This is a genomic window from Pseudomonas coronafaciens pv. oryzae str. 1_6, assembly GCF_000156995.2.
GTDB classification, from domain to species: domain Bacteria; phylum Pseudomonadota; class Gammaproteobacteria; order Pseudomonadales; family Pseudomonadaceae; genus Aquipseudomonas; species Aquipseudomonas tremae.
Genome location: NZ_CP046035.1, coordinates 1,202,707 through 1,229,304, shown reverse-complemented (window position 1 = coordinate 1,229,304; position 26,598 = coordinate 1,202,707). Strand labels below are relative to the sequence as shown.

Sequence of the window (26,598 nt, the reverse complement as noted above, 5' to 3'; positions counted from 1 at the left end):
TAGAAAGGTCATTGCCATGCGTTTGATAAACCGCCATCCGGATCGCGCCGGTCGCCTGATTCTGGTGATCCTGCCGTTTGCCCTGCTGCTGTTCGCCTACTTCATGGGCTCGGCCACAAGGCTTGCGGAGAACCCTACCGACAAGCTGCTGCCCAGCGCAGTGCAGATGGCCGATGCGGTCAAACGCGTAGCGTTCACCGCCGACGCTCGTACTGGCGACTACCTGCTGTGGCAAGACTCTGCGTCGAGCCTCAAGCGACTTGCTATCGGCTTGGGCATCAGTGCGCTGCTGGGGCTTTGTCTGGGTATCGCGGCGGGCATCCTGCCGCTGTTCAGCGCGCCATTGTCGCCCTTGCTGACAGTGCTTTCGATGGTTCCGCCGCTGGCGATTCTGCCGATCCTGTTCATCGTTTTCGGTCTGGGCGAGCTGTCGAAAGTGATGCTGATCGTGATCGGCATCACGCCAATTCTGGCCCGCGACCTGGAACAACGCGCCCGGGAAATCCCGGTCGAGCTGCTGATCAAGGCGCAAACCCTGGGTGCCACGACCTGGACACTGATCCTGCGGGTGGTTCTGCCGCAATTGCTACCGCGCCTGTTGATCGCCCTGCGCCTGGTGCTCGGCTCGGCGTGGCTGTTCCTGATCGCCGCAGAGGCCATCGCGTCGACTGACGGCCTGGGCTACCGGATCTTTCTGGTTCGGCGCTACCTGGCGATGGATGTGATTCTGCCCTATGTGGTGTGGATCACCCTGCTCGCCTGGCTGATGGACTGGGGCCTGAAAGCTCTGACCCGACGCGCCTTTCCCTGGTACGAAGGAGCCCGCGCATGAGTTTTATCAGTGTGCGTAATGTCTGGCAGCAATACGACGATCAGGTGGTGCTTGAAGGCCTGAATCTGGACGTCGCCGAGGGCGAGTTCTGCACCCTGGTGGGCGCATCGGGTTGTGGCAAATCGACCTTCCTGCGCTTGCTGTTGGGCCAGGAAACCCCGAGCCGCGGCCTGATCACGCTGGACGGCCAGGCGCTGCTCAATGAACCGGACGCCAGCCGGGGCGTGGTCTTCCAGCGCTACTCGGTGTTCCCGCACCTGTCGGTACTCGACAACGTGGCGCTGGGCCTTGAGCTGCCACGCGCAGCTTGGCTCGGCCGGCTGTTCGGTCAGGCCAAACGCGAGGCGCGTGAGCAGGCCGCGCAGCTGTTGAGCAAGGTCGGCTTGGGCCATGCGCTGGAAAAGTACCCGACGCAGCTGTCCGGCGGCATGCAACAACGGCTGGCGATTGCTCAGGCACTGATCATGAAACCTCGCGTTTTGCTGCTGGATGAGCCGTTCGGCGCGCTCGACCCTGGCATTCGCAAGGACATGCACCATTTGCTGCTGGAGCTGTGGCGTGAGACAAAACTGACCGTATTCATGGTCACCCACGACCTGTCCGAAGGCTTCAACCTCGGCACCCGCCTGCTGGTGTTCGACAAGGTGCGCCACGACCCGCATGAACCGGGGGCATATGGCGCGCGCATCACCTATGACATCCCCCTCAACAGCGAACGCCGCGCCGAACGCGCTGCCATCGATTCGCTGATCAACGTTTCAGAGGAGCCCGTTCAATGACTGACTCGACCACGCTGTACCCGGTTTTTGCCGAAGAACTGCTGCCCGGTGGCGGCCATCGCTCGTTTGTCCTCAAGCGCGGCGAGTTGTTGCGCCTGACCGATTTGCGCGGCAACGCCAACGTCAGCCTCACCCTGCTCAACGCTCACGAAAAGAGCGAGCGTCTGAACCTGCCGGACAGCCTCAAATGCCAGCACACCGCCAGGCTCAGTAACGGCCACTGCCTGTACTCAGACATGGGTCGCATACTGGCCGCGATCGTCACCGACACCTGCGGCTGGAGCGACAGCATCGGTGGCGTGCTCAACGCCCAGGAAGTCGCTGAAAAATACGGCCAAGGGCGTTATCAGGAACTGCGTAACGGTTTCTTTCGCAATGGCGTCGATAACCTGCTCGTCGAGCTGGGCAAATGGGGTCTGGGGCTGTCCGACCTGCTGATGACCCTCAACCTGTTCAGCCGCGTCGATGTGGACGAAGCAGGAAAGCTGCATTTCGCCCCGAACAATTCGAAAGCAGGTGATTACATCGAGCTGTATGCGCCGATGGACACGCTGGTGGTGCTCACCGCGCTGCAACACCCGATGGACCCCAACCCAGAATACGCTCCACAACCGCTCAAACTCGGCTGGATGAAAGCCGACGCCAGCATTGCCGAGCACTGCCGCACATCGCGCCCGGAAAACGAGCGCGGCTTTATCAACACTGACCGCCTGTTCGCCTGAGGAGCCTCGTCATGAACTCACATAATCATCACTCCTGCGACGCGACCATTGCGGCTGGCGAACCGTTTCTGGCCGAAGTAAAGGCCGGACAGACCGTGCGCATTCTCGACCTGGAGGGCAATCAGGCGGTCGACACACTGTTTTTCAGCCTCGCCAACCCGCGCGAACGCTACGACGTGCAGCGCACCCTGCGCCGGCAAAACAGCGTTTACCTGACCAAAGGCAGCGTGCTGTTTTCCAACCTCGGCCAGCCGATGCTGACCATTGTCGATGACACCTGCGGTCGTCATGACACGTTGGGTGGCGCGTGTGCCCAAGAGAGCAACACCGTGCGTTACGCTCTGGAAAAACGCCACATGCACAGCTGCCGCGACAACTACTTGCGCGCCTGCCTGCATGACGGTCGCCTGACCAAGGCCGACATCGGCCCGAACATCAACTTCTTCATGAACGTGCCTGTGACAGCCGAAGGCGGCCTGACCTTTGAGGACGGCATATCCGCGCCCGGCAAGTACGTCGAGCTGCGCGCCGAAATGGACGTGATCGTGCTGATTTCCAACTGCCCGCAGCTGAACAATCCATGCAACGGCTATAACCCGACGCCTGCGCACCTGCTGATCCGCGACTGACCCGGCACCCGCCGCCAGCAACGGACGACCGTTGCGTAGATTGATCAATAGCGGGACGGCCCGCTTCCCATCACGAAACCGAGTGCGACTGGGTTTCCGGGGTTATGCCATGTTCGACAAACTGCTGATCGCCAACCGTGGCGCCATTGCCTGCCGCATCCTGCGAACCCTGCGCACCTTGCAGGTGAAAGGCGTGGCGGTGTATTCCGAAGCCGACGCAGCCAGCCTGCACCTGATGCAGGCCGACGAAGCCCACAGCCTGGGCGAAGGCGGCGCGGCCAGTACGTACCTGGCGGTGGACAAGGTCCTCGCCATTGCCAAAGCCTCTGGCGCCAGAGCTATTCATCCCGGCTACGGCTTTCTCTCTGAAAACGCTGCGTTTGCCCAGGCCTGCGAAGACGCCGGTATCGCCTTCGTCGGCCCGACGCCCGAGCAACTGCGGGTGTTTGGCCTCAAGCACACCGCCCGTGCGCTGGCCAGGCAACACGGCGTGCCCCTGCTGGAAGGCACCGAACTGCTCGACAGCCTGGAGTCAGCCCTTTCTGCGGCTCGTGCCATCGGCTACCCGGTGATGCTCAAAAGCACCGCTGGCGGTGGCGGCATCGGCATGCGCGTGTGTCGCAGTGCAGAGGAACTGACCGATTCATTCGAGGCAGTCAAACGTCTTGGGCAGAACAATTTTAGCGACGCGGGTGTGTTCATCGAGAAATACATCCAGCGCGCCCGTCATCTGGAAGTGCAGGTGTTTGGTGACGGCCAGGGCGAAGTGCTAGCCCTCGGCGTGCGCGACTGCTCGGTGCAGCGCCGCAATCAGAAAGTACTGGAAGAAACCCCGGCCCCCAACCTGCCAAAGGGCATGGCCGATGAGCTGTGCGCGGCGGCGATCAAGCTGGCCAGAGCGGTCAGTTACCGCAGCGCCGGGACTGTTGAATTCGTCTTCGACAGCGAAGACCAGCGCTTCTATTTTCTGGAAGTGAACACGCGCCTGCAGGTCGAACACGGCGTCACCGAGCAAGTGTGGGGCGTCGATCTGGTCAGCTGGATGGTGCAACTCGCGGCGGGTGATCTGCCGCCGCTCAGCCAGTTGCAGGCAAGCCTCAAACCCGTCGGTCATGCCATTCAGGCGCGACTGTATGCCGAAGATCCGGGCCGCGATTTCCAGCCTTGCCCCGGTTTGCTGACAGCGGTGAATTTCCCCCCAGCCGATGGCCATGCGTTGCGCATTGACACCTGGGTGGAAGCCGGTTGCGAAATACCACCGTATTTCGACCCGATGATTGCCAAGCTGATCAGTTGGGCACCAAACCGCGATCAGGCCAGTGCCGGCTTGTCCGCAGCCCTTCATGAGACCCGCCTGTACGGCGTCGAGACCAACCGCGATTACTTGCGCCAGATCATCGCCGACACGCCCTTCGCCAGCGGTCAGCCGTGGACGCGCTGCCTGGAAGACCTCCTGTATCAAGCCGATACGTTCGAGGTGCTGAGCGGCGGTACGCAGACCAGCGTTCAGGATTACCCCGGCCGCCTGGGTTATTGGGCAGTCGGTGTGCCGCCGTCAGGACCGATGGACAGCCGCGCCTTGCGTCAGGGGAATCTGTTGCTGGGCAATGCCGAAGGATGCGCCGCGCTGGAAATCACCATGAGCGGGCCGTTGCTGCGCTTCAATACCGACGCGGTGATCGCCGTGACCGGCGCGCATATTCCGATCACGCTGAATGGCGAGCCCTGCGCCATGAACACCGCACTGCTGGTGCGCGCCGGTTCGACCCTTGCATTGGGGACCATAGCCGGTGCTGGCGTACGCAGTTACCTGTGCGTGCGTGGCGGGCTGGACGTGCCGGATTATCTGGGCAGCAAAAGCACCTTTACCCTAGGCCAGTTTGGCGGCCATGGCGGCCGAGCTTTGCGGGCGGGTGATGTGCTGCATATCGCGGCATTGGTCGATCGCAGCTCAGGCCAGCAGATTGCCGACGAACACCTCGACGAGCTGAAAAAAGTCCGCCAGATAAGAGTGATCTACGGCCCTCATGCAGCCCCGGAATACTTTACTGAAACCTACATCGAAACGTTCTTTGCGACCGACTGGGAGGTGCATTTCAACTCCAGCCGTACCGGTGTGCGCCTGATCGGCCCCAAACCTGAATGGGTGCGGGCGGACGGTGGCGAGGCAGGTCTGCACCCCTCCAACATCCACGACAACCCATACGCGATAGGCGCGGTGGATTTCACCGGCGACATGCCGGTCATCCTCGGCCCTGACGGCCCTAGCCTGGGTGGTTTCGTGTGCCCGGTGACCATCATCGAAGCGGATTTGTGGCAGTTGGGGCAATTGAAGGCCGGAGACAAGGTCCGGTTTTATCCGGTGAGTGTCGAGGCGTGTCATGCGGCAGTGCACTCAACCCTCCCCCAAGGTCCCGTAAACATCTGTGGGAGCGAGCTTGCTCGCGAAGGCGAACTGCCCAGCCCGATCATTCTCGACATCGGTCACGACGACAAACGCCTGGTAGCGCGGCTGTCCGGCGACACTCACCTGCTGCTGGAAATCGGCGCGCCGGAGCTGGATCTGGTGCTGCGCCTGCGCGGCCACGCCTTGATGCTCGCACTGGAAGCCAAGGCCCTGGCAGGCGTGATCGACCTGACGCCGGGCATTCGCTCGCTGCAGGTCCACTACTGCCCCGAACAACTGCCGCTTCGGCAACTGCTCGACATTGTTGCCGGAGAGTGGGACGCCGTGTGTGCAGCGAAAGACCTGCAAGTGGCGTCGCGCATCGTCCACCTGCCCCTGTCGTGGGATGACCCGGCCTGCCAGTTGGCCATCGAGAAATACATGACCACCGTGCGCAAGGACGCGCCCTGGTGCCCGAGCAATCTGGAGTTCATCCGCCGCATCAACGACCTGCCCAATCTGGATGAAGTACAGCGCACAGTATTCGATGCCAGCTACCTGGTCATGGGGCTGGGCGATGTGTACCTGGGCGCACCGGTCGCCACGCCTCTGGACCCTCGGCATCGGCTGGTGACCACCAAGTACAACCCGGCACGCACCTGGACTGCTGAAAACTCTGTCGGTATTGGCGGCGCCTACATGTGCGTATATGGGATGGAAGGCCCCGGCGGCTATCAATTCGTAGGCCGCACGTTGCAGATGTGGAACCGCTACCGCGATGTCGCCGCCTTCGAAGGCAAACCGTGGTTGCTGCGCTTCTTCGATCAGATCCGTTTCTACCCGGTCAGCGCCGACGAACTGTTACGCATCCGCCGCGACTTTCCACTTGGGCGCTTTGCCCTGCACATCGAACACAGCACCCTGAACCTGGCCGATTACCAGTCCTTCCTGGCACGTGAAGCAGACGACATTGCGGCATTCCGTGCGCAGCAGCAATCGGCGTTCAACGCCGAACGCGAACGCTGGATCGCCAACGGTCAGGCGGATTTTCAAAGCGATGAAGGCGTTGCACCTGATATCGAAGAACTTCCCCTGCAAGCAGGCCACCAAGGCATCGACAGCCATATTGCCGGCAATCTATGGCAAGTACAGGTGCAGCCTGGCGAACGGGTCGAAGCAGGCGATGTGCTGGTGATTCTGGAGTCGATGAAGATGGAAATCCCCCTGCTAGCGCCTGTCGCAGGCGTGGTCAGGGAAGTCCGGGTGCAGCCAGGTTCCGCAATCCGCGCGGGACAGCGGGTCGTGGTACTGGCAGCAGACTGAACCGATCAACTTTTCAACTTCATTGGAATTTCGTCATGACCGACACAACATTGCCGAACGACCTTCGCCTGGACACCGTGCGTGGCGCCTATCAGGCCGGTGATCTGACGCCCCGCCAATTGATTCTGGCACTGCGCGAGAAAGCCGAAGCGCTCAATCCCGTCTTTCACCTGTTCATTCACTTGCTCAGCGTGGATGAACTGGAACCCTACCTTGCGGAGCTGGAAAGTCGTGACCTAAAGGACCTGCCCCTGTACGGCGTGCCCTTCGCGATCAAGGACAACATCGATCTGGCCGGCATTCCCACCACCGCCGCCTGTCCGGATTACGCCTACACACCCGAGCGCTCGGCGACCGTCGTCGAGCAGCTGATCACACTGGGTGCGGTGCCGATGGGCAAGACCAATCTCGACCAGTTCGCGACTGGCCTGAATGGCAGCCGCTCGCCCTATGGCGCTTGCCCCAATAGCGTTCTCCCGGACTATCCATCCGGCGGTTCAAGCTCTGGTTCTTCTCTGGCGGTTGCGCTGGGTGTCAGCAGTTTTGCTCTGGGCACCGACACCGCAGGTTCGGGACGAGTGCCTGCAGCGCTGAACAATCTGTTGGGCATGAAAGCCAGCAAGGGCTTGATCTCCACAGCCGGAGTAGTGCCCGCCTGCCGCACACAGGACTGTGTTTCCACCTTCACTGCCACGGCCAGAGAAGCCAGTCAGTTGCTGGGGCTGGTCGCAAGGTTTGACCCACGCGATGAGTACAGCCGTCGCAACCCGCAGTGGAACGACGCCTCGGCGTTCGGTGCACCTCGCCCGTTCCGTTTCGGAGTTCCCCGAGCCGAAGACCTGGAGTTCTTTGGTTGTGCTGAAGGCCCGTTGCTGTTCGGCGATGCCGTCAACCGCCTCACTGCGCTGGGCGGCGAAGCAGTCACCGTGAACCTGTCGCCCTTTCTGGAAGCTGCACGGTTGCTGTACGAAGGCCCGTGGGTGGCCGAACGCTACAGCGTCGCCGGGCCGCTGATGGAAGAGCGCCCCGAGGCTGTGCTGCCGGTCATTCGTGCGGTGCTGGCCAAAGCAACCGCAGTCAGCGGAGTCGATACCTTTCGCGCGCAATATCGCCTGCAAGCGCTGAAAATGATCTGTGACCAGGCGTTGGAAGGGCTGGACTGCGTGCTGACGCCAAGCATTGGTCGTCCGGTAACCTCGGCAGAACTGAGCGCCGGGCCCGTGCTGCGAAATTCGGAACTGGGTTATTACACCAACTTCGTCAACCTGCTCGACTACGCCGCTATCGCCGTGCCCGGCGCCTTCATGAGCAATGGTCTGCCGTGGGGCGTGACGCTGTTCGGGCGAGCGTTCACTGATCAATACCTGCTTAGCCTGGCCGATGCCTTGCAGCGACAAAGCGCCCTGCCGCTGATCGGGGGCGAGGTACCGTCGCTACCGACCCCGACCAATGCCGCTCGCAATGACATGGCCAGGCTGGTGGTATGCGGCGCGCATCTGGACGGTCTGACCTTGAACTGGCAGCTCCGGCAGCGTGGCGGCCATCTGTTGGAGGCCACACAAAGCTCAGCCGATTATCGCTTGTATGCATTGGCTGGCGGCCCGCCGTTCCGGCCCGGCATGATGCGCGTGGCCGGGGGTGGCGTGGCGATCGCCGTTGAAGTCTGGGAGCTGCCAAGCGCCGAGCTGGGCTCGTTTCTGAGCGGTATCCCGGCACCGCTCGGGTTGGGCAAGGTGCAGTTGACCGACGGGCGCTGGGAGACCGGTTTCATCTGCGAGGCCTATGGCCTGGAAGGCTCGCGCGACATCAGCCATCTCGGTGGCTGGCGCGCATACCTGCAGCAACTTTAAGCAGACAAGGCGGTGTGCCCCAGCGCACCGCCTTGCCTCTTTTGGCGTGATCGCAAGCTGCGGTACATACCTATGACCTCCCGCGCTGCAACTCCCGGAATAATGGCCACTCATTTATTTTGACCGCACGTCATGAACCCTATCTGGAGTCCGCTTCGCCAGGACACACTGTTCCATCCGTCTGCTTTCCTGCTTGAGCAGCCCAGCGTTCTGCGGCCCGAGCACAGTAGCGACAGGCACGACACACTGAACGCATCGCCAACATTCACCCTGCCGACGGCCTATTCACCGCTCGCTCAAACCCCATTGCCGCCGGTATCGGAAGAGCGCGGGCCGGAAGACATCGCTTCGCACATCGAACGTCAACTTAAAGCCATGCGCGACAGCCCTGGCTTCCGGTTGATTGCCGACTCGGCATTGCTTCTGAAAGCCTGCCAGCTGGACATGGACTTTCCACCGCCCCGCCAACACTACGTTCGTGAGCAACTGATCACGTTGCTCATGCACAAGAGTGGCAACGTGCTCGATCCGGACACCTTGCAGATCACGTTCAGCAGCGATGACCTGCCCGCTGTGGACGATCAGGGCCAAGAGCATTACAGCGTCAGTCTGTCGTTGACTGACGTGGCATTGACCAGCTTCGAACCGGAACATTTTCTGGCCCTGTATCGCAGCGTCATTACCGACACACCCATATCCGAAGACACGCCCTCGCTGATGACAAGGCAGGTTTTCAAATGGATAGGCGATATGCCTCTGGATCATGATTACAGCGCCATCCTGGAAGCTTTCCGGGTACGGCACGAAGCAACCTGGCGCACACTGGCGCGGCTGGCTTTTCTCGACAACCTGGCCCGACAGCACACCCACCGACATATCAGTCGGGACGGCTATCGGCTTGCACTGGACGCCTTGGGCATGAGCCGGTTTCCCCTCGACGGGCATGTGCTGGAAGATAGCGGACGAGGCGAACTGACCGAGGTCCGATTACTCTCGTTGAACGGCGAGCAGGTGCCCGGGATATTTCAGGTCAGGTCGAAAACCACCTCACACTGTTTCATTCACATACTGGGCGCCAAGGGCAAGATCGCCGAGTACATCAGCGATGATCCGACACACATGCCCCAGCGGTTACTGGCAGCCATGAACGCGTCCGGGCTGTACGGCCACGCGCTGCTTGCACTGCAACAACATGCAGCGATGGTAGCCGATGCTCCGCTGATCGAAGGCGATCTGTTCACTGCTCTCACGCAGGCTTCCTTCACGGCGATTCTGAACGGCAGAAACACCTGCGCCACCATCGATCTGCTCAGACCTGTGGCGCGCAGCCTTGCGCTGGCAGGCGCTGCAGACCTCTGGCAGACACAACCGGACATTCTCGAACAAATACCGGTCGCCTCGAAAATGGCTGCACACATCATGGCGAACTATTTAAAGGACCACCACGGGCTTACCCTCAACCCTGAGCATGTGTTCATCGCCTATAAGCCCGGCCATTCGAACCGGCCACTGGGCGTACCCCGCGTGGCGCCCATCCATGTTCACACCCCCGACGAAAAACCGGTCAGCCTGACCGAAGCGCTGACGGATCATTACCGGGTCGATCATCCGGCTGGCTATGTCGATCACGGCGGCGGCACCGAAGTCTTCTTCGACCCCTCCGGGCTGGGTAACCGTGAGCAGGGCCAGATCCTGAAAATCAGTCCACAGGCGCTCGAGAACTACATAAGCGGCTTCGGTTTTCTGAACTGGATGACTCAGCGCATCCACGACTTCTGGGACCAGCAGCACAGCACTATCGAACGAGCATTCAGATCATCGTTCATCGCGCAGCTACTGATCAGCCTGAAACGCGGCAAACTCAGGCGCAGCAGCTTCGATCTTGTCGTGGAAACACTTGCGCCCGCTGCGCAACATCAATGGCGGGCCCTCGGTTTTTTCGTTCAGGGCTCATTGATCGACGGGCTGGTGCATCAGTACACCGGTCTGCTGGTGCTCGAACTACCGGGCGCACGGAAGGTGCTCTATCAGGCAGGCCACGCCGAGGGGTTTCTGGAGTTTGTCGACGACACGGCACTGGCATTGCACCTGACCCGTAAAACGGCTGATCCGGAGTGGCGTGAAACGGTCATGCGTTACGTTCCTCTCAGCCATCAGCAACGCCTGAATTACCTGTTCAAACTGTGGGGCGGTGCCCAGGCTCCCAACCCGCCTGCGTCGATACTGCGTCCCTGGACCGACGCGCTCTACAACCCTGACACGCGCCAGGCCATGCGCCACTCGCTGTGTGAAAAAAGACTGTCAAACACGCCATTCGCTTTTTTGCACCAGCGCCTCAGGCAAAACGCACTGGATGACGCAGAAGAACAGATCACTACCTCGGCGCAGGTTTCACTGGCTGACTGGACAGAACGGCTGCTGCATTTACAACGCTTGCTGGTGCCCATGTCCTTGTTACTGACACCCGCCTTTATTGCCTCGCTGGCGACCGAGGTCGGCCTTGCCTCACTCGCTATCGCCGCAACGCAGTTACCGGGCAGGCGCCACGCAGAGAAAAATCACGCTTTACTGGCTACGCTGTCGCTGGGGCTGTTGCAGCGGGCTCCGCAAACGCCACGCATGCTGCGCTCATTAAGCAGGATCGCCAAACCAGCCGCGAGCAAAAGCCAGGCCGCCTTAACTGCTATAGACAGAGCGCTGCGCAGGCACGTGGTGAACCCGCGCCAGACCCGACTGGAGAAATTCTTCCACACCGACGCGCTTCTGCGACGCTGGACGGTCACCACGTCCCTATCGCCAACCCTCTTGCCGATACATGCTTGGAAGCTGGGCCGAAGGTTTCTGTTGTGGACGTCCGACAGAGGCCAAGCGCGGACTCTGGTGGTCAGCACCCACGGGTATTACACACCGTGGTCGCGTACAGTAGGAATCCCCAACGGTACCGAAATTCGCACCTACGCGCCGCATGGCTACGAACTGGTAGACCCGCAACTGCATCGCGTCGTCAACAAGAATGCCAGGCCATTCTCCCACTCGAACACGGCGGTGCATTCAGTGATGCCGCACACGTCGCTCGAGCCCCTGTTCATTACCGACAAACTCATTGCCGGGACGTCGCTACCCGGCAGGCTTAAAAATTACAGCCTGTCCAAGTTCCAGAGTGCAACCGACGAGACTTATGACGAGATAGCACGCGTGGTAGGCAACTCTCGGGCATCGCCCTTGCAGGGCTGGTTGCCGCCGACGCCGATGGACGTGCTGACGGTGCGCAACCGTTTCGGCATGACGCCGCCATCGCTGGCCGATCTGTTCAACAGCCTGTCGGCTCAAGGCATTCATTACGACCGAATATTACTGGTGCACTGCCGATGTGCCGCATTCTCGGCCTTGCTGAGTCGCGCACCCGTCTATCATGCCCCGACAGCGGGTTCGGTGATTGCTAATATGGCCTGAACCCAGCGACCCCATCATCAAGCACGGCGCCTTCCTAAAAAATGACAACCGCCCTAACCGACACAGCGCTGTGCCCTGCGTGTGGCTTCAGCAACCGATGCAGCCTGGCCGACCCGCGCACTGCAGATCAGCCATGCTGGTGCTTTTCCGAGAGCATTGACCCGGCGCGCCTTGCTGCATTGCCAGAAGAAGCTCGCAACAAGGCCTGTCTTTGCCCACGTTGCGCCGGAGTCGAGGGAGCAGCGCTCGGGCAACCCATTGGTCAGGGCACGTAGTAAGATGCGCAACCGCTCTCACTTGCCTCATTCCTGCCATGCGTCTTGATCGTTTCCTCAGCAACCTGCCGCGCTTCAATCGCAAGAGCGTACGCCTGGCCCTTGCCAGCGGTCGCGTTCAGGTAGACGGACTGACGACGAGTGACCCGCATCACGAAGTACGCGAATTCAGCTGTGTGATGTTCGACACAGAAATTCTTCAGCCAGGCAAAGCCGCGCGTTACTTCATGTTGCACAAACCGCCAGGCTGCGTCAGTGCAACTACCGATGCGCAGCACCCGACAGTGCTTGATCTGCTGGACGAGCCTGACAAACACGAGCTGCACATCGCAGGACGCCTGGACTTCAACACCACCGGGCTGATGCTGATCACCAACGACGGGCAATGGTCACGACGACTGACTCAGCCGCAGACCAAAATGCCCAAGGTGTATTACGTCGAGACCGAGCAACTCATTGACGACCGTTATGTGCTGAAATTCGCCGAAGGCCTGTATTTCTCATTCGAAAACATCACCACACAACCGGCGCAATTGAACGTGCTGGGACCCCGCAGCGCACACCTGAGCATTGTCGAAGGCCGCTACCATCAAGTGAAACGGATGTTCGGCCACTTCGACAACAAAGTGCTGCGGCTGCACCGGGAAAGCATCGGTGCACTGACCCTGGACCCAACCCTCGCAGCCGGCAGCTACCGTGCGCTGCACGCGGCAGAAATCGACCTGTTCTAAACATCGTCACCGTCTGGTGGATTGAACACACGACGCCGAGCATGTGCCCACCCAGAAAACAACTGCCGAGGCCTGTCTGACAGAGCATGTCGGTGTGCTTTTTGTTAAGGCAATCGAGGGGAAAAGCATTGCGCAGAGAAATTAGCGCTTCAAATCGAGGCAGGGTTCTGGTACAAAGTCAGCCGCTCAGCATTGAGCTCAGAGCGGGTATAGTTTAGTGGTAAAACGAAAGCTTCCCAAGCTTTAGTTGAGGGTTCGATTCCCTCTACCCGCTCCATATTTTTTGCCCCCCTATCCCATCTGCAATCTCGTGACATCAATCAGCATCCAGTTGCTCTCAGTCTTACTCTGCGGCGATGAGCAGTCTTGAAGGTATGCCTCTGTTTGCTCATGCGCTCAACAGAGCTCACATTCTGCTTCGAAAAGGCTTTTCACCCATTTCAATCTCAACGAAATTTGAAATGTCGGTCAAGTCGCCGCCCGAACTTATACACAATCCACTTACCCGGATTATCAAAGACCATGCCGCTCAGACAGACGCCTACCTTTAGCTTGCGCAGCCCTTTGATGCACAGAGACGCTACCTGCATTTCGACAAGTTACGTTTCAGATTTCCGAAATCGCTGGATGCAGCTCTGGCCTGGTCGGTCGTCAGGCAAGCCAGAAATCGCCAGCTTGTAACGGCTGTTTCTTTGGGAGAACCGCCAAGGCCCTGCGGTTTTCTTCATACGTGACCGATATAAAGGACAGCCTGGGATGTGCTTACAACAAGGCGGCAACCGTTCTGAATGGCTTGTTGGACCTCAAACTGTTCAGCAAGCAAAAAACCGGTAACGAATGGATTTACTCGATAGCAGATTTGAAATCATGGCAGTAGGTCAGCACTTACCTTACCCACACCAGCCTCTTTCGGGACTTCTTCCCTGGCCTCATCTGCCGAAACCGGCGTTATCAGGTACTGCCGGTAGTCGCTGAAAGCCTTCAGCGCAGAAACATCCTGAGGGCGATAGTCCTCGCCGCTTACCCGCTGCTGGTTGGCAACGCACGCTCTGCCGATCACGCGTGTGCAAGCGTCAGGTACAGCAAGAGACGCCGGATCAAACAAGGCAAATGCGGTGCCTGGCTGATCCACGTCGTTGAACAGTGGATGGGCGACGTTTTCGAAGTCGTTCCCTTCTACCAGCAAGTGCGAAGAATCGGTTCGCGACATGATCGCCCCTTGATAGGTCATGCGCTGAAAGACGTTGTTGACCAGTTGGGCACGGACTTCTGCATTGTGCATACCGCCGGCATGTGGCGCCCTGCCGGACGTATCGTGCACGTAGTTTCTTGATATCGTCAGCGTGTCCTGGCTGCCAAGGAACAGCCAGACCCAGTAATGATGACCGTCGCAGGTCGATGAATAAGGGGTGCGCCCGTCGAACTCATTGCTGGAGACGGTGACATGCGAAGCAGCGCCCCAACCGGTCACGATCATCTGTCGGCCGATACGTGCAAAGGTGTTGTGATCAATCCAGACACCGTCGGCCCTGTCGAGCGTGAGTGCGTCTCCGCCCCACACGACACTTGGGTTGATATCGGAAAGCGTCAGGTTGCGGACAATCACGTTATGCGCGCCGTCACCGATGAACAGCCCTGTGCCCAGAATGCCTGCGTTGCCGCCCTTCCCGATCAGGGTCTTGTTCGAGCCGATTTTCAGTGGTTTCAGGCCCGCATTGTCGTAAGTGACCATGACAGACGGCCTCGACTGGCAGAAGCCATTGGCACCGTTGAGTGCCAGTTGTTCTCCGCCATGCGGGCACACTTTCACCCTGCAGCCAGGCTCAGTGGTTTCGGCGCTGCCGTTGGTGACCACACTTCCACGAAAGTCGAAAAGGTGGTCCAGCACTACCACTCGCGGGGTGTCATCGGTGCAGGCGCCTCGTGAGTCATGAGACGCACAGAGTGCTGATCGAAGGTCATCCGGGGTAGCAGGATGCACAGCCGTTGCGGCCCCACCACCGGTGACACCCCTGGCGAAACCCTCGGGCCTGTCTGCCGCCTGCAGGCACTGCGACCCGGAAAGCATCAGCAGCAAGGCCAGTGTGCAGCGCGAAAGGCCGACCTTCGGGAAACCACCTGTCAACAAAGGCCAAGGCTTCATGGATCGACCTACCAGGCATATTCGCGGGAATCGCGAAGACAGCCTGCATGCTAAACGGGCGTCGGCCTGCCTGACTCACGTTCCTAGGCCTTCGTCAGCCTCTGTTCAGGCATCGGCAATCACGAGATCGCCAGTTCCATCTTGACGCTGTCGATTCCGCGTCCATGTCCATCGGCTTCAATGCCGGTCACGGCGAACCCCAGCGTCGAGTAGAACCCCTGAACGTGCTGGCTGCTATTGATAAAGGCACGCGTGACACCCGGCACTAGCCTCATGGCCTGCAGACGAGCCAGGGTCAGAAACCTGCCCAGTCCACTGCCGTGGCATTCTCTGTGAACCATGCCCCAGGTGAGTTCGGCAACGGAGGGGTCAGACAACACCAGGTAGCCCCCGCACGCCACAACCTCGGCATCACGTTCGACAACAAAGTAGTGCCCCAGCGGAGCCATCAGGAAACTGGAAAATTGCTCGCGCTCTACGGGATCAAAAAAGCGCGGGACGTTGCTGTCAAAAATAGCCAGACAGAGGTCCCGATGAGCGAGGGTGTATGGCCGAAGCATGTCCATGTGCAAGCCTGTTTTCTGGCGAATTATCAAAGTGCCTGACGGAATATATCCTGAATCTGCTCAATATCTGCAGGGCGCGGGTTGGTCAGGCCACAAGCATCTTTCAGGGCGTTGGCGGCGAGCATCGGGAAATCTTCTTCTTTGACCCCCAGCGCGGTCAGGCCCGCAGGAATATCGACAGCGGCGGACAAAGTGCGAATGGCATCGATTGCCGCCTGGGCGCCTTCCTCAGGGGAAAGGCCGCGAATATTATTGCCCATCGCATGCGCGATATCGGTCAGGCGTGCTGCGCTGACGCTCGCATTGAAGCGCTGCACATGAGGCAGCAAAACAGCGTTGCACACGCCATGCGGCAAATCATAAAAGCCGCCCAGTTGATGAGCCATCGCGTGCACATAGCCCAACGACGCATTGTTGAATGCCATGCCGGCGAGGAACTGCGCATAGGCCATGTTTTCCCGTGCTGTGATGTTGCTGCCGTTGGAAACGGCGTCGCGCAGGTTGTTGGCAATCAACGCCACGGCCTGCAATGCGCAGGCGTCGGTGATCGGGTTGGCAGCCGTCGAAACATAGGCCTCGATGGCATGAGTCAGCGCGTCCATGCCGGTGGCTGCCGTCAGCGATTGAGGCATCGCGACCATCATGTTCGGGTCGTTGACCGACAGAAGCGGTGTCACGTTGCGGTCGATAATAGCCATTTTTACGTGACGTACTTCGTCGGTAATGATGCAGAAGCGGGTCATCTCGCTCGCCGTCCCGGCGGTGGTGTTGATGGCAATCAGCGGCAACTGCGGTTTTGCCGAACGGTCGACGCCTTCATAATCGCTGATATGCCCGCCGTTGCTGGCGCACAAGGCGATGCCCTTCGCGCAATCATGGGGCGAGCCGCCGCCCAGAGAAATCACGAAGTCACACTGTTGCTCCTGCAGCATGACCAGGCCGTTTTCCACGTTGGCGATGGTCGGGTTGGGCCTGGCGCCGTCATACACCACCGAGTCGATGCCCTGTTCGACCAGCAAACCGGCGATCTGGCTCGCCACCCCGGCCTTGGCAAGCCCGGCGTCAGTGACGATAAATGCCTTGCGAAAGCCATAGTTGCGTATGGCTAGCATCGCTTCATCGATGCAGCCGGCGCCGATGATATTCACGGAAGGAATGAAAAAGGTGCTGATCATGATGGAAACCTCGAGGGCGACCGGGATGCAGGGGAGTAGCTCAAGCATCCGCCGAACGCGAGGCGCAACCATTGACCCAGAGCAATGAAACGATGATGCACGAGACCGCTGGTCGCTCAGGTTCGAATTTTTCAGCCTAGATGACCATCGGCCTGAAGCAGCGATTCCAGGCACTGCTCGGTGATGCCATAAAACGTTTTGAGTTCATGAATACGCGCGAGCAACAGGGCTTGGTTGACTGGCTCGGCACGTTTTACGGCGAGGATCATTTTGTTCTTGTTGGTGTGTTCCAACGAGATGAACTCGAAGACCTTGGTTTCATAACCACAGGCTTCCAGCAACAAGGCCCGCAGGCTGTCAGTGACCATTTCGGCCTGTTGCCCCATGTGCAGACCGTATTGCAGCATGGGTTTCAACAGCGTCGGGCTCTGAATCTGCAAGCGGATCTGTTTGTGACAGCATGGCGAGCACATGATGATGGACGCGCCGGAACGGATGCCCATGTGAATGGCGTAGTCTGTTGCGATATCACAGGCGTGCAGCGCGATCATCACATCCAGCGCGCTGGGCGCAACGGTACGCACGTCGCCATGCTGAAACGTCAGGCCAGGGTGTTCAAGACTCGCTGCGGCCTTGTTGCACAATGTGACCATGTCCTCACGCAACTCGACCCCGGTCACTTGCCCGTCAGCCTGCAACGTGTTGCACAGGTAGTCGTGGATGGCAAACGTCAGGTAGCCCTTGCCTGAGCCGAAGTCGGCGACCTTGATCGGCTGATCCAGCTTGAGCGGCGAGGAGCTCAATGCATGGGAAAACACCTCGATGAACTTGTTGATCTGTTTCCACTTGCGCGACATCGCCGGGATCAGTTCATGCTGGCGGTTGGTCACGCCAAGGTCGGTCAGAAACGGCCGGCTCAATTCCAGATAACGCTTCTTCTCTCGGTCGTGCCCGGCCGAAGGCGCAACGCGCTCCTGCTGAGCCTTGCTCTTGCACAGTGTGGTCTTGCCTTTCTTACTGTATTCCAGCTGCACTTCGTCGGTAAGCGACAGCAGGTGCGCGTTCTTGAACGACTCGGGTAGCAGACTGGCGATGACGCCCACCGCCTCATCCAGCGGAAAATTTCTGGTGATATCGCGGGTCTTGTAGCGATAGACAAATGACAGGCAAGGCTGCTCCTTGATCGTCAGCGGCTTGATGATGACCCGCTGCAGCTCGGCTTCGCTGCCCACATACTTGGCCAGGACCAGCTTGATGAGCGAGCTCTGCGAGAGGCTGGTGTCCAGCAGGTCGAGGAACTGCGTCCTGTGATCGGCAGCAGCCGTAAGTGTTGCAGGAGTAATGACTGACATTTTAAATGTGCCTCAAGCGTCCCGGCCGGGACTCGAAAAATCAGGAACGTATTTTAGGCGTGTCAGCGGTTGATGGGCACCCTTATTTTTGAAGGACTACACCCCCTGCTCGCCATTACCTACACAACAATGCGAACTGTACATAAACAGTAAAATATTCCCCGACAAACCAACAACATACTGATTGAACAAAACACAAACAGCCTTATAGTCTCCCTGACTGATTGAACACCGTCAGAACATACCTGTGGAGCTTCCTGCTCCACCAGAACAACCCGCACAAGGAACGTGCATTATGTTGAGCCACGCAGAACTACTGGAAAACGAGGACATTGCCCGGGTCACACTAAAACCCCGGGAATACCTGCAGGCCTTACTGAATGATGAAAAAAGCAGCGGTCGCGGTGCCGGGCTTATTCTAACCAAGGAAGATATCCTTAGTATAAAACGCTACGAACGGCACAGCCTTGATCTGCCCACGTCAATGACGCGAGTCGAACAGCAACTGGGTTTTACAAAAAGCGGGATACCTGGCCTGGAGCCCGAAGACCTGCTGATGACGTACCTCGCAACCAACGAGCATGGCCGAAGCTGGAAAGATATCGAGGACAGCATCAAGCTCAGCGGAACCACTATTGATCTATTTGCTGCCACGTTCTCGAATCAGGGTCGACAGATCATCGACGTCATCGACAGCATGAGTATTTCCAAGCGAATAGACCAGAAAGTTGCCAACGTGACCCTCGAGGAAATCCACAACACACCGCTGTTATCATTAAGTAAGGTCGACCAGGACGGCTGTATTGAACTGGCAGAATTTCTGAAAGATCTGGCGTCGAACATAGCGACCCATCAACAGTCTTCAGAACTACTGACTCAGAAAATCGACACCTTCAGCACCCGATTGAGCGTTGACCTCATTCCTGACATCAACGACAAAGTGAACCTGGCAAGCCGCTCTGACGTGGATCAGCAGGTCAAGAATCTGGAAGCAGATCTTGAGCAATTGACTGTCGAGATAGAGCAAAAGAACAAAGAGTACAAAACCGCCGTCAACAATATTGCCTGGGGTATTTTCGGGGGCCCCATCGGGGTCGCGATAACGGGAGGTATCTTCGGCAGTCAGGCGGAAAAAATCCGCAAAGAAAAAAACCGGATGATCAACTTAAAGAACCAGAAAATTCTACTGCTCAAGGAAAAACGTCCACTGGCATCAGCGGTATTCGACTTGCAAAGGCTCTTCCAGGATATGAATTTCCGTATGCTGGATGCGCATAAGGGCGCCACCAACCTTAAAGACCTGTGGACCATGCTGACGGCTTATATAAGCAGCTCCGCCAACGAACTGGCCGAGATCAAGGACAATCATTCACTGCTGAGATTCGCCATAAAATTCAATGCCGTGGTCACACCGTGGGAAGAAATAAACGGCATGACAACCAAGCTGCTGGCCATTTTTGATAGCGCGCTAAATCAATTTCAACGCGAACAGCAATCTACGATTAAAGGGAAATGATCATGAGCACTGAAACCTTGCATGACGCGTTGGTCCTCACCCCACCGGACACTAAAATCATGGCGGCAGCCCATCAGAATATCAATGTGCAAGTTACCGCTTTGAAGCTGGAATTCCTGCCGGTCATCAAAGAAAAAATGAGGCCTCTGCAAACAGCACTTACTAACGCAGACAAGACCTATCGCGAAAAACTGGCCACTGTCACCGTGCAGTTGAACAGCATCAATTTGCACCCGATTGATCTGACACAGCAACAGATCGAGGCAGACAACACACTGAGCGATGAGCAGAAACAGCAAGCATTCAGCGAGCTGAATGAAGAGCGTGCTCATAAGATTTCGAACCTGATAACGGCCGTGCGCAACAGCGCTAAAGCCATCGCCGAGCGCAGTGACGATGTGCTGCAAATCAACCTGACGCTGGACGGCAATCGCCTGCCGCAAATACTGCAGCAACAGATCGACACCTTGACTCAACGTGCAGCCGGAAGGAATGAACGGATGAGTGAAATCGCCGAAGACCGACGCCTGCTCAATGAGACGATTAAAACATTCGAGGCGTATAACCTGGTCGATCGGTTCAAGGAAATACTGCCGACGCCGGAGGAGCTGGAATTAGCCAACCTGCCATCGCCGCACATTGCAGCAGTCTCTGTCGGCATCGCCAGGCTCGGCAAGTTGCTCGACAAGCTCAGCACCGCGCTGACCTATAAAGACCTGACCGAAGAGCGCGACAGATTGAGACTGCGTTATAACGCCCTGCTCGACGAATCGCGCCTTGCGACACAGGAAACCAAAGCGACGCAACTAAAACTTGATGAGCTGGCCGCGCTGGCGAGCGTAGATCAAAGCAAGATGCTTTGGGTTCAAGAAGTGAAAAAGGTTTATCAATCGCTGTACAGTTTTCTGGACCAAGTCACGCCGAAGGAGTTGCCTTCAGCGTCAATCAGCCAGAATGTCGAACAGTTGAAGGCCTATATAAAGTCGTTCTACAGCGTTAGCCGTATTATCTGACACTGGGGCACACAGGGTGTCAGGGCTATATTGATCAGTTCCTGACATCCACTCTCAGCGCAGCACCACCAGCCTGTTGGGCAACTCGTTTTTGCCATGCGTCACCGGAACATGATCGGCGAGCAATTCGCCACAGGCATGGATGCAACCCAGAAACCCCTGCAGAATCTGACCGTCCCTGACCTGTTGAGTAAACACGTCAACCATCGCCTTCCAGGTATCGTCGTGCAAGCGACTGGCAATGCCATGATCAACCAGAATCTCGACGTAACGCTCGGCCTCGCTGACAAACACCAGAATGCCGGTCCCGTCGTGGGTCTTGTGCAGGTTTTGCTCAAGAAACTGCCGACGTGCAAGGTTTCCCGCCCTCCAGCGCCGGACCGAGACTGGCACCAGATAAGCAGTCACCTTCGGAATACGGCACACCAGCGCCACAATAATGAATGTACTCATCTGCGCGAGCATCAGTTCGTCCGCGCTCAGCCACTGCAAGCAGTAATTGACTGTCCCCGGCAGCAGCAGGCCAATAAGCCCGGCCCAGATCAGCGGCATGTACGCGTAATCGTCGGCACGAGCAGCCAGCACTGTGACCAGTTCGGCGTCAGTACGCTGTTCAACACGATCAATCGCCTCAGCGACCTGCTTCTGTTCGTCTCTGTTCAACAACGCCATGGTTCCCTCATTCCTGAATCAATCCGATTACCAGTTGCCTGAAGCACCGCCGCCACCGAAGCGCCCGCCGAAGCGCCCGCCGCTGCGCTCGGTAGCTCTGTCACGCGCCGGCCGGGCAGCGGCACCACGCCTGATACTGATGACTACAATCCCCAGTACGATGAGCGTCAGCACGACAGCGATCAGCCAGACCTGATCGCTGTCGACCTGTTCGTCACGACCGGCCACCTGTCGGGCAGGCTCAGGATAGTCAGGTATCTGACCGCCCAGTGCAGCGATCACCGCCTGAGCACCTCGTTCTACCCCGGCAGCCAAATGGCTATCGTCAAATTCGGGCGTCATCAACATGTCGATGATCAGCGAGGTCTGAGCGTCATTGAGGCGAGCCTTCAGTGCGGCGCCGACCTCAATGAACACCTTGCGTTTGTCACGATCGATCAGCAGCAGGACACTGTCATCCTTGCCGTGCAGCCCCATACCCCACGCATCGCCCAGTTGGGCACCAAACTCTTCGATCGTCGCGCCCTGCAGGTCAGCAAGGGTCACCACCACCACGCGCGCTCCCGTCGCCTGTTCATGGGCGCGCAGCAGCCTGGCCAGACGAACCGTCGTCCGGCTGTCGAGCATTTGCGCCGCATCGACCACACTGCCAGTCATCGGCGGAAAAACCAGCGCGGGCTCGTCCGCTCCGGCAATGCCTGCACCACCCACCAGCATCACCACGTACAACATCCATCGTGAAACAGACTTCAAAATCAGACCTCCGGTACTTTTTGAATCCATTGAAACGACACGCCTTAGCCAAAACTCACGTTCCCCGGCATAATCCCTCACTGACTCCGGCTGCCGGTCGATAATCAATCGAACAGGGCGTGTACAAAAATCAAACAATCCGGCATTTTCGTACATACCTTGGGGAGACTTCGGACAGTGAAGCGGATAGAAACTATCCCTGCGCCCAGTCCGAACCATAACGCCAAAGGTCCATAACCCAAAAACTGGCTGTCGGCATTTAACGCGCGTTGCCGACAAAGGCCTTGAGAAAACATTCATGAATAAGCTGTGTTTATTAGGTTTGCTGGTCGGTTTGGCCAGCCAGCCGGTGATTGCCCAGAGTGCTGCCCCTGCTGACAATACAACGCTTCAAGCCAAAAATGCCTTCATCGGCAAACTGATGAAACAAATGACTCTGGACGAAAAGATCGGCCAGTTGCGACTGATCAGTATCAGTTCGGAAATGCCACAGCCGCAAATTCTCAAGGAAATTGCTGCCGGAAGAATCGGTGGCACGTTCAACTCCATTACACGCTCAGAGAACCGTCCGTTGCAGGAAGCTGCCGTCGCCAAGAGCCGGCTGAAAATTCCGATGTTCTTCGCTTACGACGTGATTCACGGGCACCGCACTATTTTTCCGATCAGCCTAGGCATGGCCGCCAGCTGGGACATGGACGCCATAGCGACGATGGGCCGTGTCTCTGCTGTTGAAGCCAGTGCAGACAGTATCGACATGACGTTCGCACCGATGGTCGACATTTCCCGCGATCCACGCTGGGGCCGCAGTTCCGAAGGGTTCGGTGAAGACACCTACCTGGTGTCGCGGATTTCCGACGTAATGGTCAGGTCCTTTCAAGGCAAGAACGTTGCCGCCAATGACAGCATCATGGCCGCAGTCAAGCACTTCGCCCTGTATGGCGCGGTCGAAGGCGGACGTGATTACAACACCGTGGACATGAGCAAGACGCGCATGTACCAGGACTATCTGCCGCCCTACAAAGCCGGTATCGACGCTGGCGCAGGCGGCATAATGGTCTCGCTCAACTCCATCAACGGCATACCCGCAACGGCCAACAAGTGGTTGATGCAGGATCTGCTGCGCAAGGACTGGGGCTTCAAGGGTGTGACCATCAGCGACCACGGCGCGATCAAGGAATTGATCGAACACGGCGTGGCCAAGGATTATCGCGAAGCCGCCAAGCTCGCGATCAAAGCGGGCGTCGATCTGAGCATGAACGACGTTGCCTATGGCGAGCAGTTGCCTGGGCTGGTGAAGGACGGCGAGGTTTCCATGAAGGAAATCGACAGCGCCGTGCGTGAAGTGCTGGGCGCCAAGTACGACATGGGCCTGTTCGCATCGCCCTACGGGCGTATCGGCGTTGCTGCCGATGATCCGGCCGACACCTACTCCGATGACCGCCTGCACCGGGCCGAAGCGCGCGATGTTGCACGCAAGACGCTGGTGTTGCTGAAAAACCAGAACGACACGCTGCCACTGAAGAAACAAGGCACCATCGCAGTCATCGGCGGGCTGGCACAGAGTCATCTGGATACGCTGGGCAGCTGGTCGGCAGCGGGCCGGCCCAACCAGTCGGTCACTGTGTACGAGGGGCTGGCCAACGCCGTCGGCGACAAGGCAAAGCTGCTTTATGCACGCGGCGCCAACGTCAGTGACAACGAACACGTCCTCACCTACCTGAACTTCATCGAGAAGGAAGTGGAGATCGATCCGCGTCCGGCTCAGGAAATGATCGACGAAGCCGTCAAGGTTGCCGAACAGGCAGACGTAGTGGTTGCCGTGGTCGGCGAGTCGCGTGGCATGTCCCACGAATCGGCCAGCCGCAGCAGCCTGAACATTCCGGGCAAACAGCGCGATCTGATCAAGGCGCTGAAGGCCACTGGCAAACCGCTCGTGCTGGTGCTGATGAATGGTCGTCCGCTGGTTCTGGTCGACGAGCAGGAACAGGCTGATGCCATGCTGGAAACCTGGTTCCCGGGCACTGAAGGCGGCAACGCAGTAGCTGACGTGCTGTTCGGCGACTACAACCCGTCGGGCAAGCTGGCCATGTCGTTCCCGCGCTCGATCGGCCAATTGCCGATCTATTACGCACACCTGAACACTGGCCGTCCGTATCACGAAGGCAGCCCGGGCAACTACACCTCGCATTACTTCGAGGAGCCTAATGGCCCGCTCTTCCCGTTCGGCTATGGCTTGAGCTACACGCAGTTCGACGTCTCGGACATCAAGCTGTCGGCTGACAGTCTGCCGCGCAAGGGCAAGATCACCGCCAGCGTGACAGTGAAAAACACCGGTAAGGTAGCGGGCGCGACCGTTGTGCAGTTGTACCTGCGTGATGTCGCGGCGTCGATCAGCCGCCCGGTCAAGGAATTGAAGAACTTCGAAAAAGTGATGATCGAGCCGGGGCAGGAGAGAGTCGTTACCTTCACGCTCAGTGAGGACGATTTGAAGTTCTATAACACCGAGCTCAAGTACGCCGCGGAACCTGGCGAATTCAAGGTCATGATCGGCCTGGATTCGCAGACTGTGAAAGAAGCCACCTTCAACCTGTTGTAATGCCAGTCCATGGCGCGTTTGCGAGTGCCCGTTCGCAAACGCGCCAGTGGAGTCCGATCAGGCCACAACAATGACGCTCAAGCCTCGCTTCTGGCGGCTTTCCCTTTACGTAATGCTGATTCTGGCCTGCGCCGCGCTGTGGGCGGGGCTGGCAATGCGTCAGGCTCAGCGTCATGCCTTGTCGGAAGATGCCGTTCGTGCAGGTGGGCAACTGGCACTTTACGCCAACACCCTGCATACCCTGATAGAGCGCTATCGCGCCCTGCCCTCGGTTCTGGCACTGGACCCCGAGATTCGTGCGGCGTTGAGCGACCCAGTGACCGATGACCTACAGCACGCGCTCAATCTCAAACTGGAAAAAATCAACGCTGCTGCTCATTCATCAACCCTTGAACTGCTCGACAGGCAAGGGCTGGCAATCGGCGCGAGCAATTGGCGGACACCCAGTAGCTACGTCGGCCACAACTACGGCTTTCGCCCTTACTTCCTGCAGACCCGCGCCAAAGGCACCGGGCGCTTTTACGCGGTCGGCGTGACCACGGGTATTCCGGGTTACTTCCTGTCCAGTGCAGTCACCAACGAAACGGGCGCCTTCCTCGGCGCGATGGTGGTAAAGCTGGAGTTTCCGAACCTTGAGCAGGAGTGGGGTCAAGGCGATGACTTGCTGCTGGTCAGCGACGACAAAGGCATTGTGTTCATCGCCAACAAGCCTGGCTGGCGCTATCGCGAACTGCTGCCCATATCCGTTGAAGACCGCGCAGACCTGCAGCGCACCCGCCAATACGACAAAAACCCGCTATTGCCTTTGCGCAGTCGGGTCATTGACCGGTTTGCCGAAAACAGTCACCTGAGCCGGGTCGAAGGACCGGACGGCACAGCGGATTACCTCTGGCAGTCGCTGCCGCTGCACGACGAAAACTGGACCTTGCACCTGCTGCGCAAGCCTCCGGCATCCAGCGAGGACATCCGCAATGCCGGACTAGCTGCCGCGGGTATCTGGCTGGCATTGGTGTTTCTGAGCCTGTTTCTCTATCAACGCTGGCGACTTGCCCGACTGCGGGAACGCAGCCGCGACGAACTGGAGCGTCAGGTGCAGGAACGCACCCGTGACCTGCAAACGGCACAGGACGGCCTGGTGCAATCGGCCAAGCTCGCCGCACTGGGGCAGATGTCGGCAGCGCTGGCTCACGAAATCAACCAGCCATTGACCGCCCAACGCATGCAGCTGGCGACCCTGCGGCTGCTTCTGGATCAGGGACGGATTGATGAAGCCTGCAAGGCGCTGGTGCCGGTGGACCAGCAGCTGACGCGTATGGCCGCGCTGACAGGTCATTTGAAAACCTTTGCGCGCAAAAGCCCCAGCGGCTTGCGCGAGCGGCTGGATCTGGCCACAGTTGTCGATCAGGCTTTGCTGTTGCTAGACCCGCGCCTGCGTGAGGAGCACATTGACTGCGTGCTGCACCTGAATCGCCCGGCCTGGGTTCGGGGCGATGCAATCCGCCTCGAGCAGGTCTTGATCAATCTGCTGCGCAACGCGCTGGATGCCATGCGCAACCGCCCGTCCAGGCGTCTTGAGGTGCGCATCGACGCTACCGACCACAACCAGTGGCGGCTGAGCGTGAGCGACAGCGGCAGTGGTATCGCGCCTGAAAACCTCGCCAATATCTTCGATCCGTTTTTCACCACCAAACCCGTCGGCGACGGTCTGGGTCTTGGCCTGGCGGTGTCATACGCGATCATTAACGAACTGGGCGGAAAGCTGACCGCGGAAAACCATGCCAATGGTGCGGTGTTCTGGTTCAGCCTGCCCAATGACTTCCTGGAGACCTGAC

Annotated in this window: 19 protein-coding genes and 1 tRNA gene; 14 read left to right on the top strand and 6 right to left on the bottom strand. The window is 58.6% G+C overall.

All coding sequences use genetic code 11. From position 1 onward, the window contains the following. Positions 1 to 16: 16 nt before the first annotated feature. From POR16_RS05460 to POR16_RS05415, 10 genes are all read left to right on the top strand, one after another. Positions 17 to 832 (top strand): ABC transporter permease, encoded by an 816-nt coding sequence (locus POR16_RS05460; protein ID WP_005889214.1) that lies wholly within the window; start codon positions 17 to 19, stop codon positions 830 to 832. After that, positions 829 to 1,611 carry an ABC transporter ATP-binding protein gene (locus tag POR16_RS05455; RefSeq protein ID WP_005889213.1) on the top strand — a complete coding sequence of 261 codons (783 nt, stop codon included), beginning with the start codon at positions 829 to 831 and terminating at the stop codon, positions 1,609 to 1,611. Before POR16_RS05460 ends, POR16_RS05455 begins: the two co-directional genes overlap by 4 nt. Beyond that, on the top strand, positions 1,608 to 2,333 hold the full coding sequence (locus POR16_RS05450) for an urea amidolyase associated protein UAAP1 (RefSeq protein WP_005889212.1): 726 nt from the start codon (positions 1,608 to 1,610) through the stop codon (positions 2,331 to 2,333). Before POR16_RS05455 ends, POR16_RS05450 begins: the two co-directional genes overlap by 4 nt. An 11-nt stretch (positions 2,334 to 2,344) precedes the next feature. Further along, positions 2,345 to 2,962, top strand: coding sequence for an urea amidolyase associated protein UAAP2 (locus POR16_RS05445; protein ID WP_005889211.1), 618 nt, complete (start codon positions 2,345 to 2,347; stop codon positions 2,960 to 2,962). A gap of 109 nt (positions 2,963 to 3,071) precedes the next feature. After that, positions 3,072 to 6,671: an urea carboxylase gene (uca, locus tag POR16_RS05440; RefSeq protein WP_122381062.1), complete on the top strand. Its 3,600-nt coding sequence runs from the start codon at positions 3,072 to 3,074 to the stop codon at positions 6,669 to 6,671. 35 nt (positions 6,672 to 6,706) lie between these two features. Beyond that, positions 6,707 to 8,521, top strand: a complete 1,815-nt coding sequence (gene atzF, locus POR16_RS05435) for an allophanate hydrolase (RefSeq protein WP_005889208.1) — start codon at positions 6,707 to 6,709, stop codon at positions 8,519 to 8,521. A gap of 132 nt (positions 8,522 to 8,653) precedes the next feature. Then, a complete protein-coding gene (locus POR16_RS05430) occupies positions 8,654 to 11,974 on the top strand; it encodes a dermonecrotic toxin domain-containing protein (protein ID WP_122235433.1) in 3,321 nt (1,106 codons plus the stop codon). 41 nt (positions 11,975 to 12,015) lie between these two features. Next, a complete protein-coding gene (locus POR16_RS05425) occupies positions 12,016 to 12,249 on the top strand; it encodes a cysteine-rich CWC family protein (protein WP_080268047.1) in 234 nt (77 codons plus the stop codon). A gap of 38 nt (positions 12,250 to 12,287) precedes the next feature. Then, positions 12,288 to 12,980 (top strand): pseudouridine synthase, encoded by a 693-nt coding sequence (locus tag POR16_RS05420; protein ID WP_005889200.1) that lies wholly within the window; start codon positions 12,288 to 12,290, stop codon positions 12,978 to 12,980. Between the two features lie 203 nt (positions 12,981 to 13,183). Then, positions 13,184 to 13,257, top strand: a tRNA-Gly gene (locus POR16_RS05415). A 588-nt stretch (positions 13,258 to 13,845) separates the two neighbouring features. On the opposite strand, the gene POR16_RS05410 is transcribed toward POR16_RS05415, so the two are convergent. The 4 genes from POR16_RS05410 to POR16_RS05395 form a co-directional block, all read right to left on the bottom strand. Continuing rightward, the gene (locus POR16_RS05410) at positions 13,846 to 15,048 is read right to left on the bottom strand and encodes a pectate lyase family protein (RefSeq protein ID WP_234887638.1); all 1,203 of its coding nucleotides are present in this window, start codon (positions 15,046 to 15,048) and stop codon (positions 13,846 to 13,848) included. Between the two features lie 194 nt (positions 15,049 to 15,242). Beyond that, entirely contained in the window at positions 15,243 to 15,689 is a 447-nt protein-coding gene (locus POR16_RS05405) for a GNAT family N-acetyltransferase (protein ID WP_005889193.1), read from the bottom strand. Between the two features lie 26 nt (positions 15,690 to 15,715). Then, positions 15,716 to 16,864 carry an L-threonine dehydrogenase gene (gene yiaY / locus POR16_RS05400; protein ID WP_005889191.1) on the bottom strand — a complete coding sequence of 383 codons (1,149 nt, stop codon included), beginning with the start codon at positions 16,862 to 16,864 and terminating at the stop codon, positions 15,716 to 15,718. A 131-nt stretch (positions 16,865 to 16,995) separates the two neighbouring features. After that, positions 16,996 to 18,216, bottom strand: coding sequence for a class I SAM-dependent methyltransferase (locus tag POR16_RS05395; RefSeq protein WP_005889189.1), 1,221 nt, complete (start codon positions 18,214 to 18,216; stop codon positions 16,996 to 16,998). Between the two features lie 295 nt (positions 18,217 to 18,511). On the opposite strand from POR16_RS05395, the gene POR16_RS05390 reads away from it, so the two are divergent. Together POR16_RS05390 and POR16_RS05385 are read left to right on the top strand one after the other, a co-directional pair. Beyond that, on the top strand, positions 18,512 to 19,732 hold the full coding sequence (locus POR16_RS05390; RefSeq protein WP_024671703.1) for an alpha-xenorhabdolysin family binary toxin subunit A: 1,221 nt from the start codon (positions 18,512 to 18,514) through the stop codon (positions 19,730 to 19,732). Continuing rightward, positions 19,729 to 20,745: an alpha-xenorhabdolysin family binary toxin subunit B gene (locus tag POR16_RS05385; RefSeq protein WP_005889185.1), complete on the top strand. Its 1,017-nt coding sequence runs from the start codon at positions 19,729 to 19,731 to the stop codon at positions 20,743 to 20,745. The genes POR16_RS05390 and POR16_RS05385 overlap by 4 nt, the downstream gene beginning before the upstream one ends. A 54-nt stretch (positions 20,746 to 20,799) precedes the next feature. On the opposite strand, the gene POR16_RS05380 is transcribed toward POR16_RS05385, so the two are convergent. Then, on the bottom strand, positions 20,800 to 21,417 hold the full coding sequence (locus POR16_RS05380) for a TPM domain-containing protein (RefSeq protein ID WP_005889183.1): 618 nt from the start codon (positions 21,415 to 21,417) through the stop codon (positions 20,800 to 20,802). Positions 21,418 to 21,444: 27 nt separating this feature from the next. After that, positions 21,445 to 22,149 carry a TPM domain-containing protein gene (locus POR16_RS05375; RefSeq protein WP_042932159.1) on the bottom strand — a complete coding sequence of 235 codons (705 nt, stop codon included), beginning with the start codon at positions 22,147 to 22,149 and terminating at the stop codon, positions 21,445 to 21,447. Between the two features lie 319 nt (positions 22,150 to 22,468). Here POR16_RS05375 and bglX point away from each other — a divergent pair, with 319 nt between their 5' ends. Together bglX and POR16_RS05365 are read left to right on the top strand one after the other, a co-directional pair. Then, entirely contained in the window at positions 22,469 to 24,766 is a 2,298-nt protein-coding gene (gene bglX, locus POR16_RS05370) for a beta-glucosidase BglX (RefSeq protein WP_005889178.1), read from the top strand. A gap of 70 nt (positions 24,767 to 24,836) precedes the next feature. Then, positions 24,837 to 26,597, top strand: a complete 1,761-nt coding sequence (locus POR16_RS05365) for an ATP-binding protein (protein ID WP_005889176.1) — start codon at positions 24,837 to 24,839, stop codon at positions 26,595 to 26,597. Position 26,598: the final 1 nt, after the last annotated feature.

Bases quoted from the DNA above. Each gene is read 5' to 3' on its own strand.
- POR16_RS05460 (WP_005889214.1), top strand. From the start codon at position 17: ATGCGTTTGATAAACCGCCATCCGGATCGCGCCGGTCGCCTGATTCTG.
- POR16_RS05455 (WP_005889213.1), top strand. From the start codon at position 829: ATGAGTTTTATCAGTGTGCGTAATGTCTGGCAGCAATACGACGATCAG.
- POR16_RS05450 (WP_005889212.1), top strand. From the start codon at position 1,608: ATGACTGACTCGACCACGCTGTACCCGGTTTTTGCCGAAGAACTGCTG.
- POR16_RS05445 (WP_005889211.1), top strand. From the start codon at position 2,345: ATGAACTCACATAATCATCACTCCTGCGACGCGACCATTGCGGCTGGC.
- uca (WP_122381062.1), top strand. From the start codon at position 3,072: ATGTTCGACAAACTGCTGATCGCCAACCGTGGCGCCATTGCCTGCCGC.
- atzF (WP_005889208.1), top strand. From the start codon at position 6,707: ATGACCGACACAACATTGCCGAACGACCTTCGCCTGGACACCGTGCGT.
- POR16_RS05430 (WP_122235433.1), top strand. From the start codon at position 8,654: ATGAACCCTATCTGGAGTCCGCTTCGCCAGGACACACTGTTCCATCCG.
- POR16_RS05425 (WP_080268047.1), top strand. From the start codon at position 12,016: ATGACAACCGCCCTAACCGACACAGCGCTGTGCCCTGCGTGTGGCTTC.
- POR16_RS05420 (WP_005889200.1), top strand. From the start codon at position 12,288: ATGCGTCTTGATCGTTTCCTCAGCAACCTGCCGCGCTTCAATCGCAAG.
- POR16_RS05410 (WP_234887638.1), bottom strand. From the start codon at position 15,048: ATGCTTTCCGGGTCGCAGTGCCTGCAGGCGGCAGACAGGCCCGAGGGT.
- POR16_RS05405 (WP_005889193.1), bottom strand. From the start codon at position 15,689: ATGGACATGCTTCGGCCATACACCCTCGCTCATCGGGACCTCTGTCTG.
- yiaY (WP_005889191.1), bottom strand. From the start codon at position 16,864: ATGATCAGCACCTTTTTCATTCCTTCCGTGAATATCATCGGCGCCGGC.
- POR16_RS05395 (WP_005889189.1), bottom strand. From the start codon at position 18,216: ATGTCAGTCATTACTCCTGCAACACTTACGGCTGCTGCCGATCACAGG.
- POR16_RS05390 (WP_024671703.1), top strand. From the start codon at position 18,512: ATGTTGAGCCACGCAGAACTACTGGAAAACGAGGACATTGCCCGGGTC.
- POR16_RS05385 (WP_005889185.1), top strand. From the start codon at position 19,729: ATGATCATGAGCACTGAAACCTTGCATGACGCGTTGGTCCTCACCCCA.
- POR16_RS05380 (WP_005889183.1), bottom strand. From the start codon at position 21,417: ATGGCGTTGTTGAACAGAGACGAACAGAAGCAGGTCGCTGAGGCGATT.
- POR16_RS05375 (WP_042932159.1), bottom strand. From the start codon at position 22,149: ATGTTGTACGTGGTGATGCTGGTGGGTGGTGCAGGCATTGCCGGAGCG.
- bglX (WP_005889178.1), top strand. From the start codon at position 22,469: ATGAATAAGCTGTGTTTATTAGGTTTGCTGGTCGGTTTGGCCAGCCAG.
- POR16_RS05365 (WP_005889176.1), top strand. From the start codon at position 24,837: ATGACGCTCAAGCCTCGCTTCTGGCGGCTTTCCCTTTACGTAATGCTG.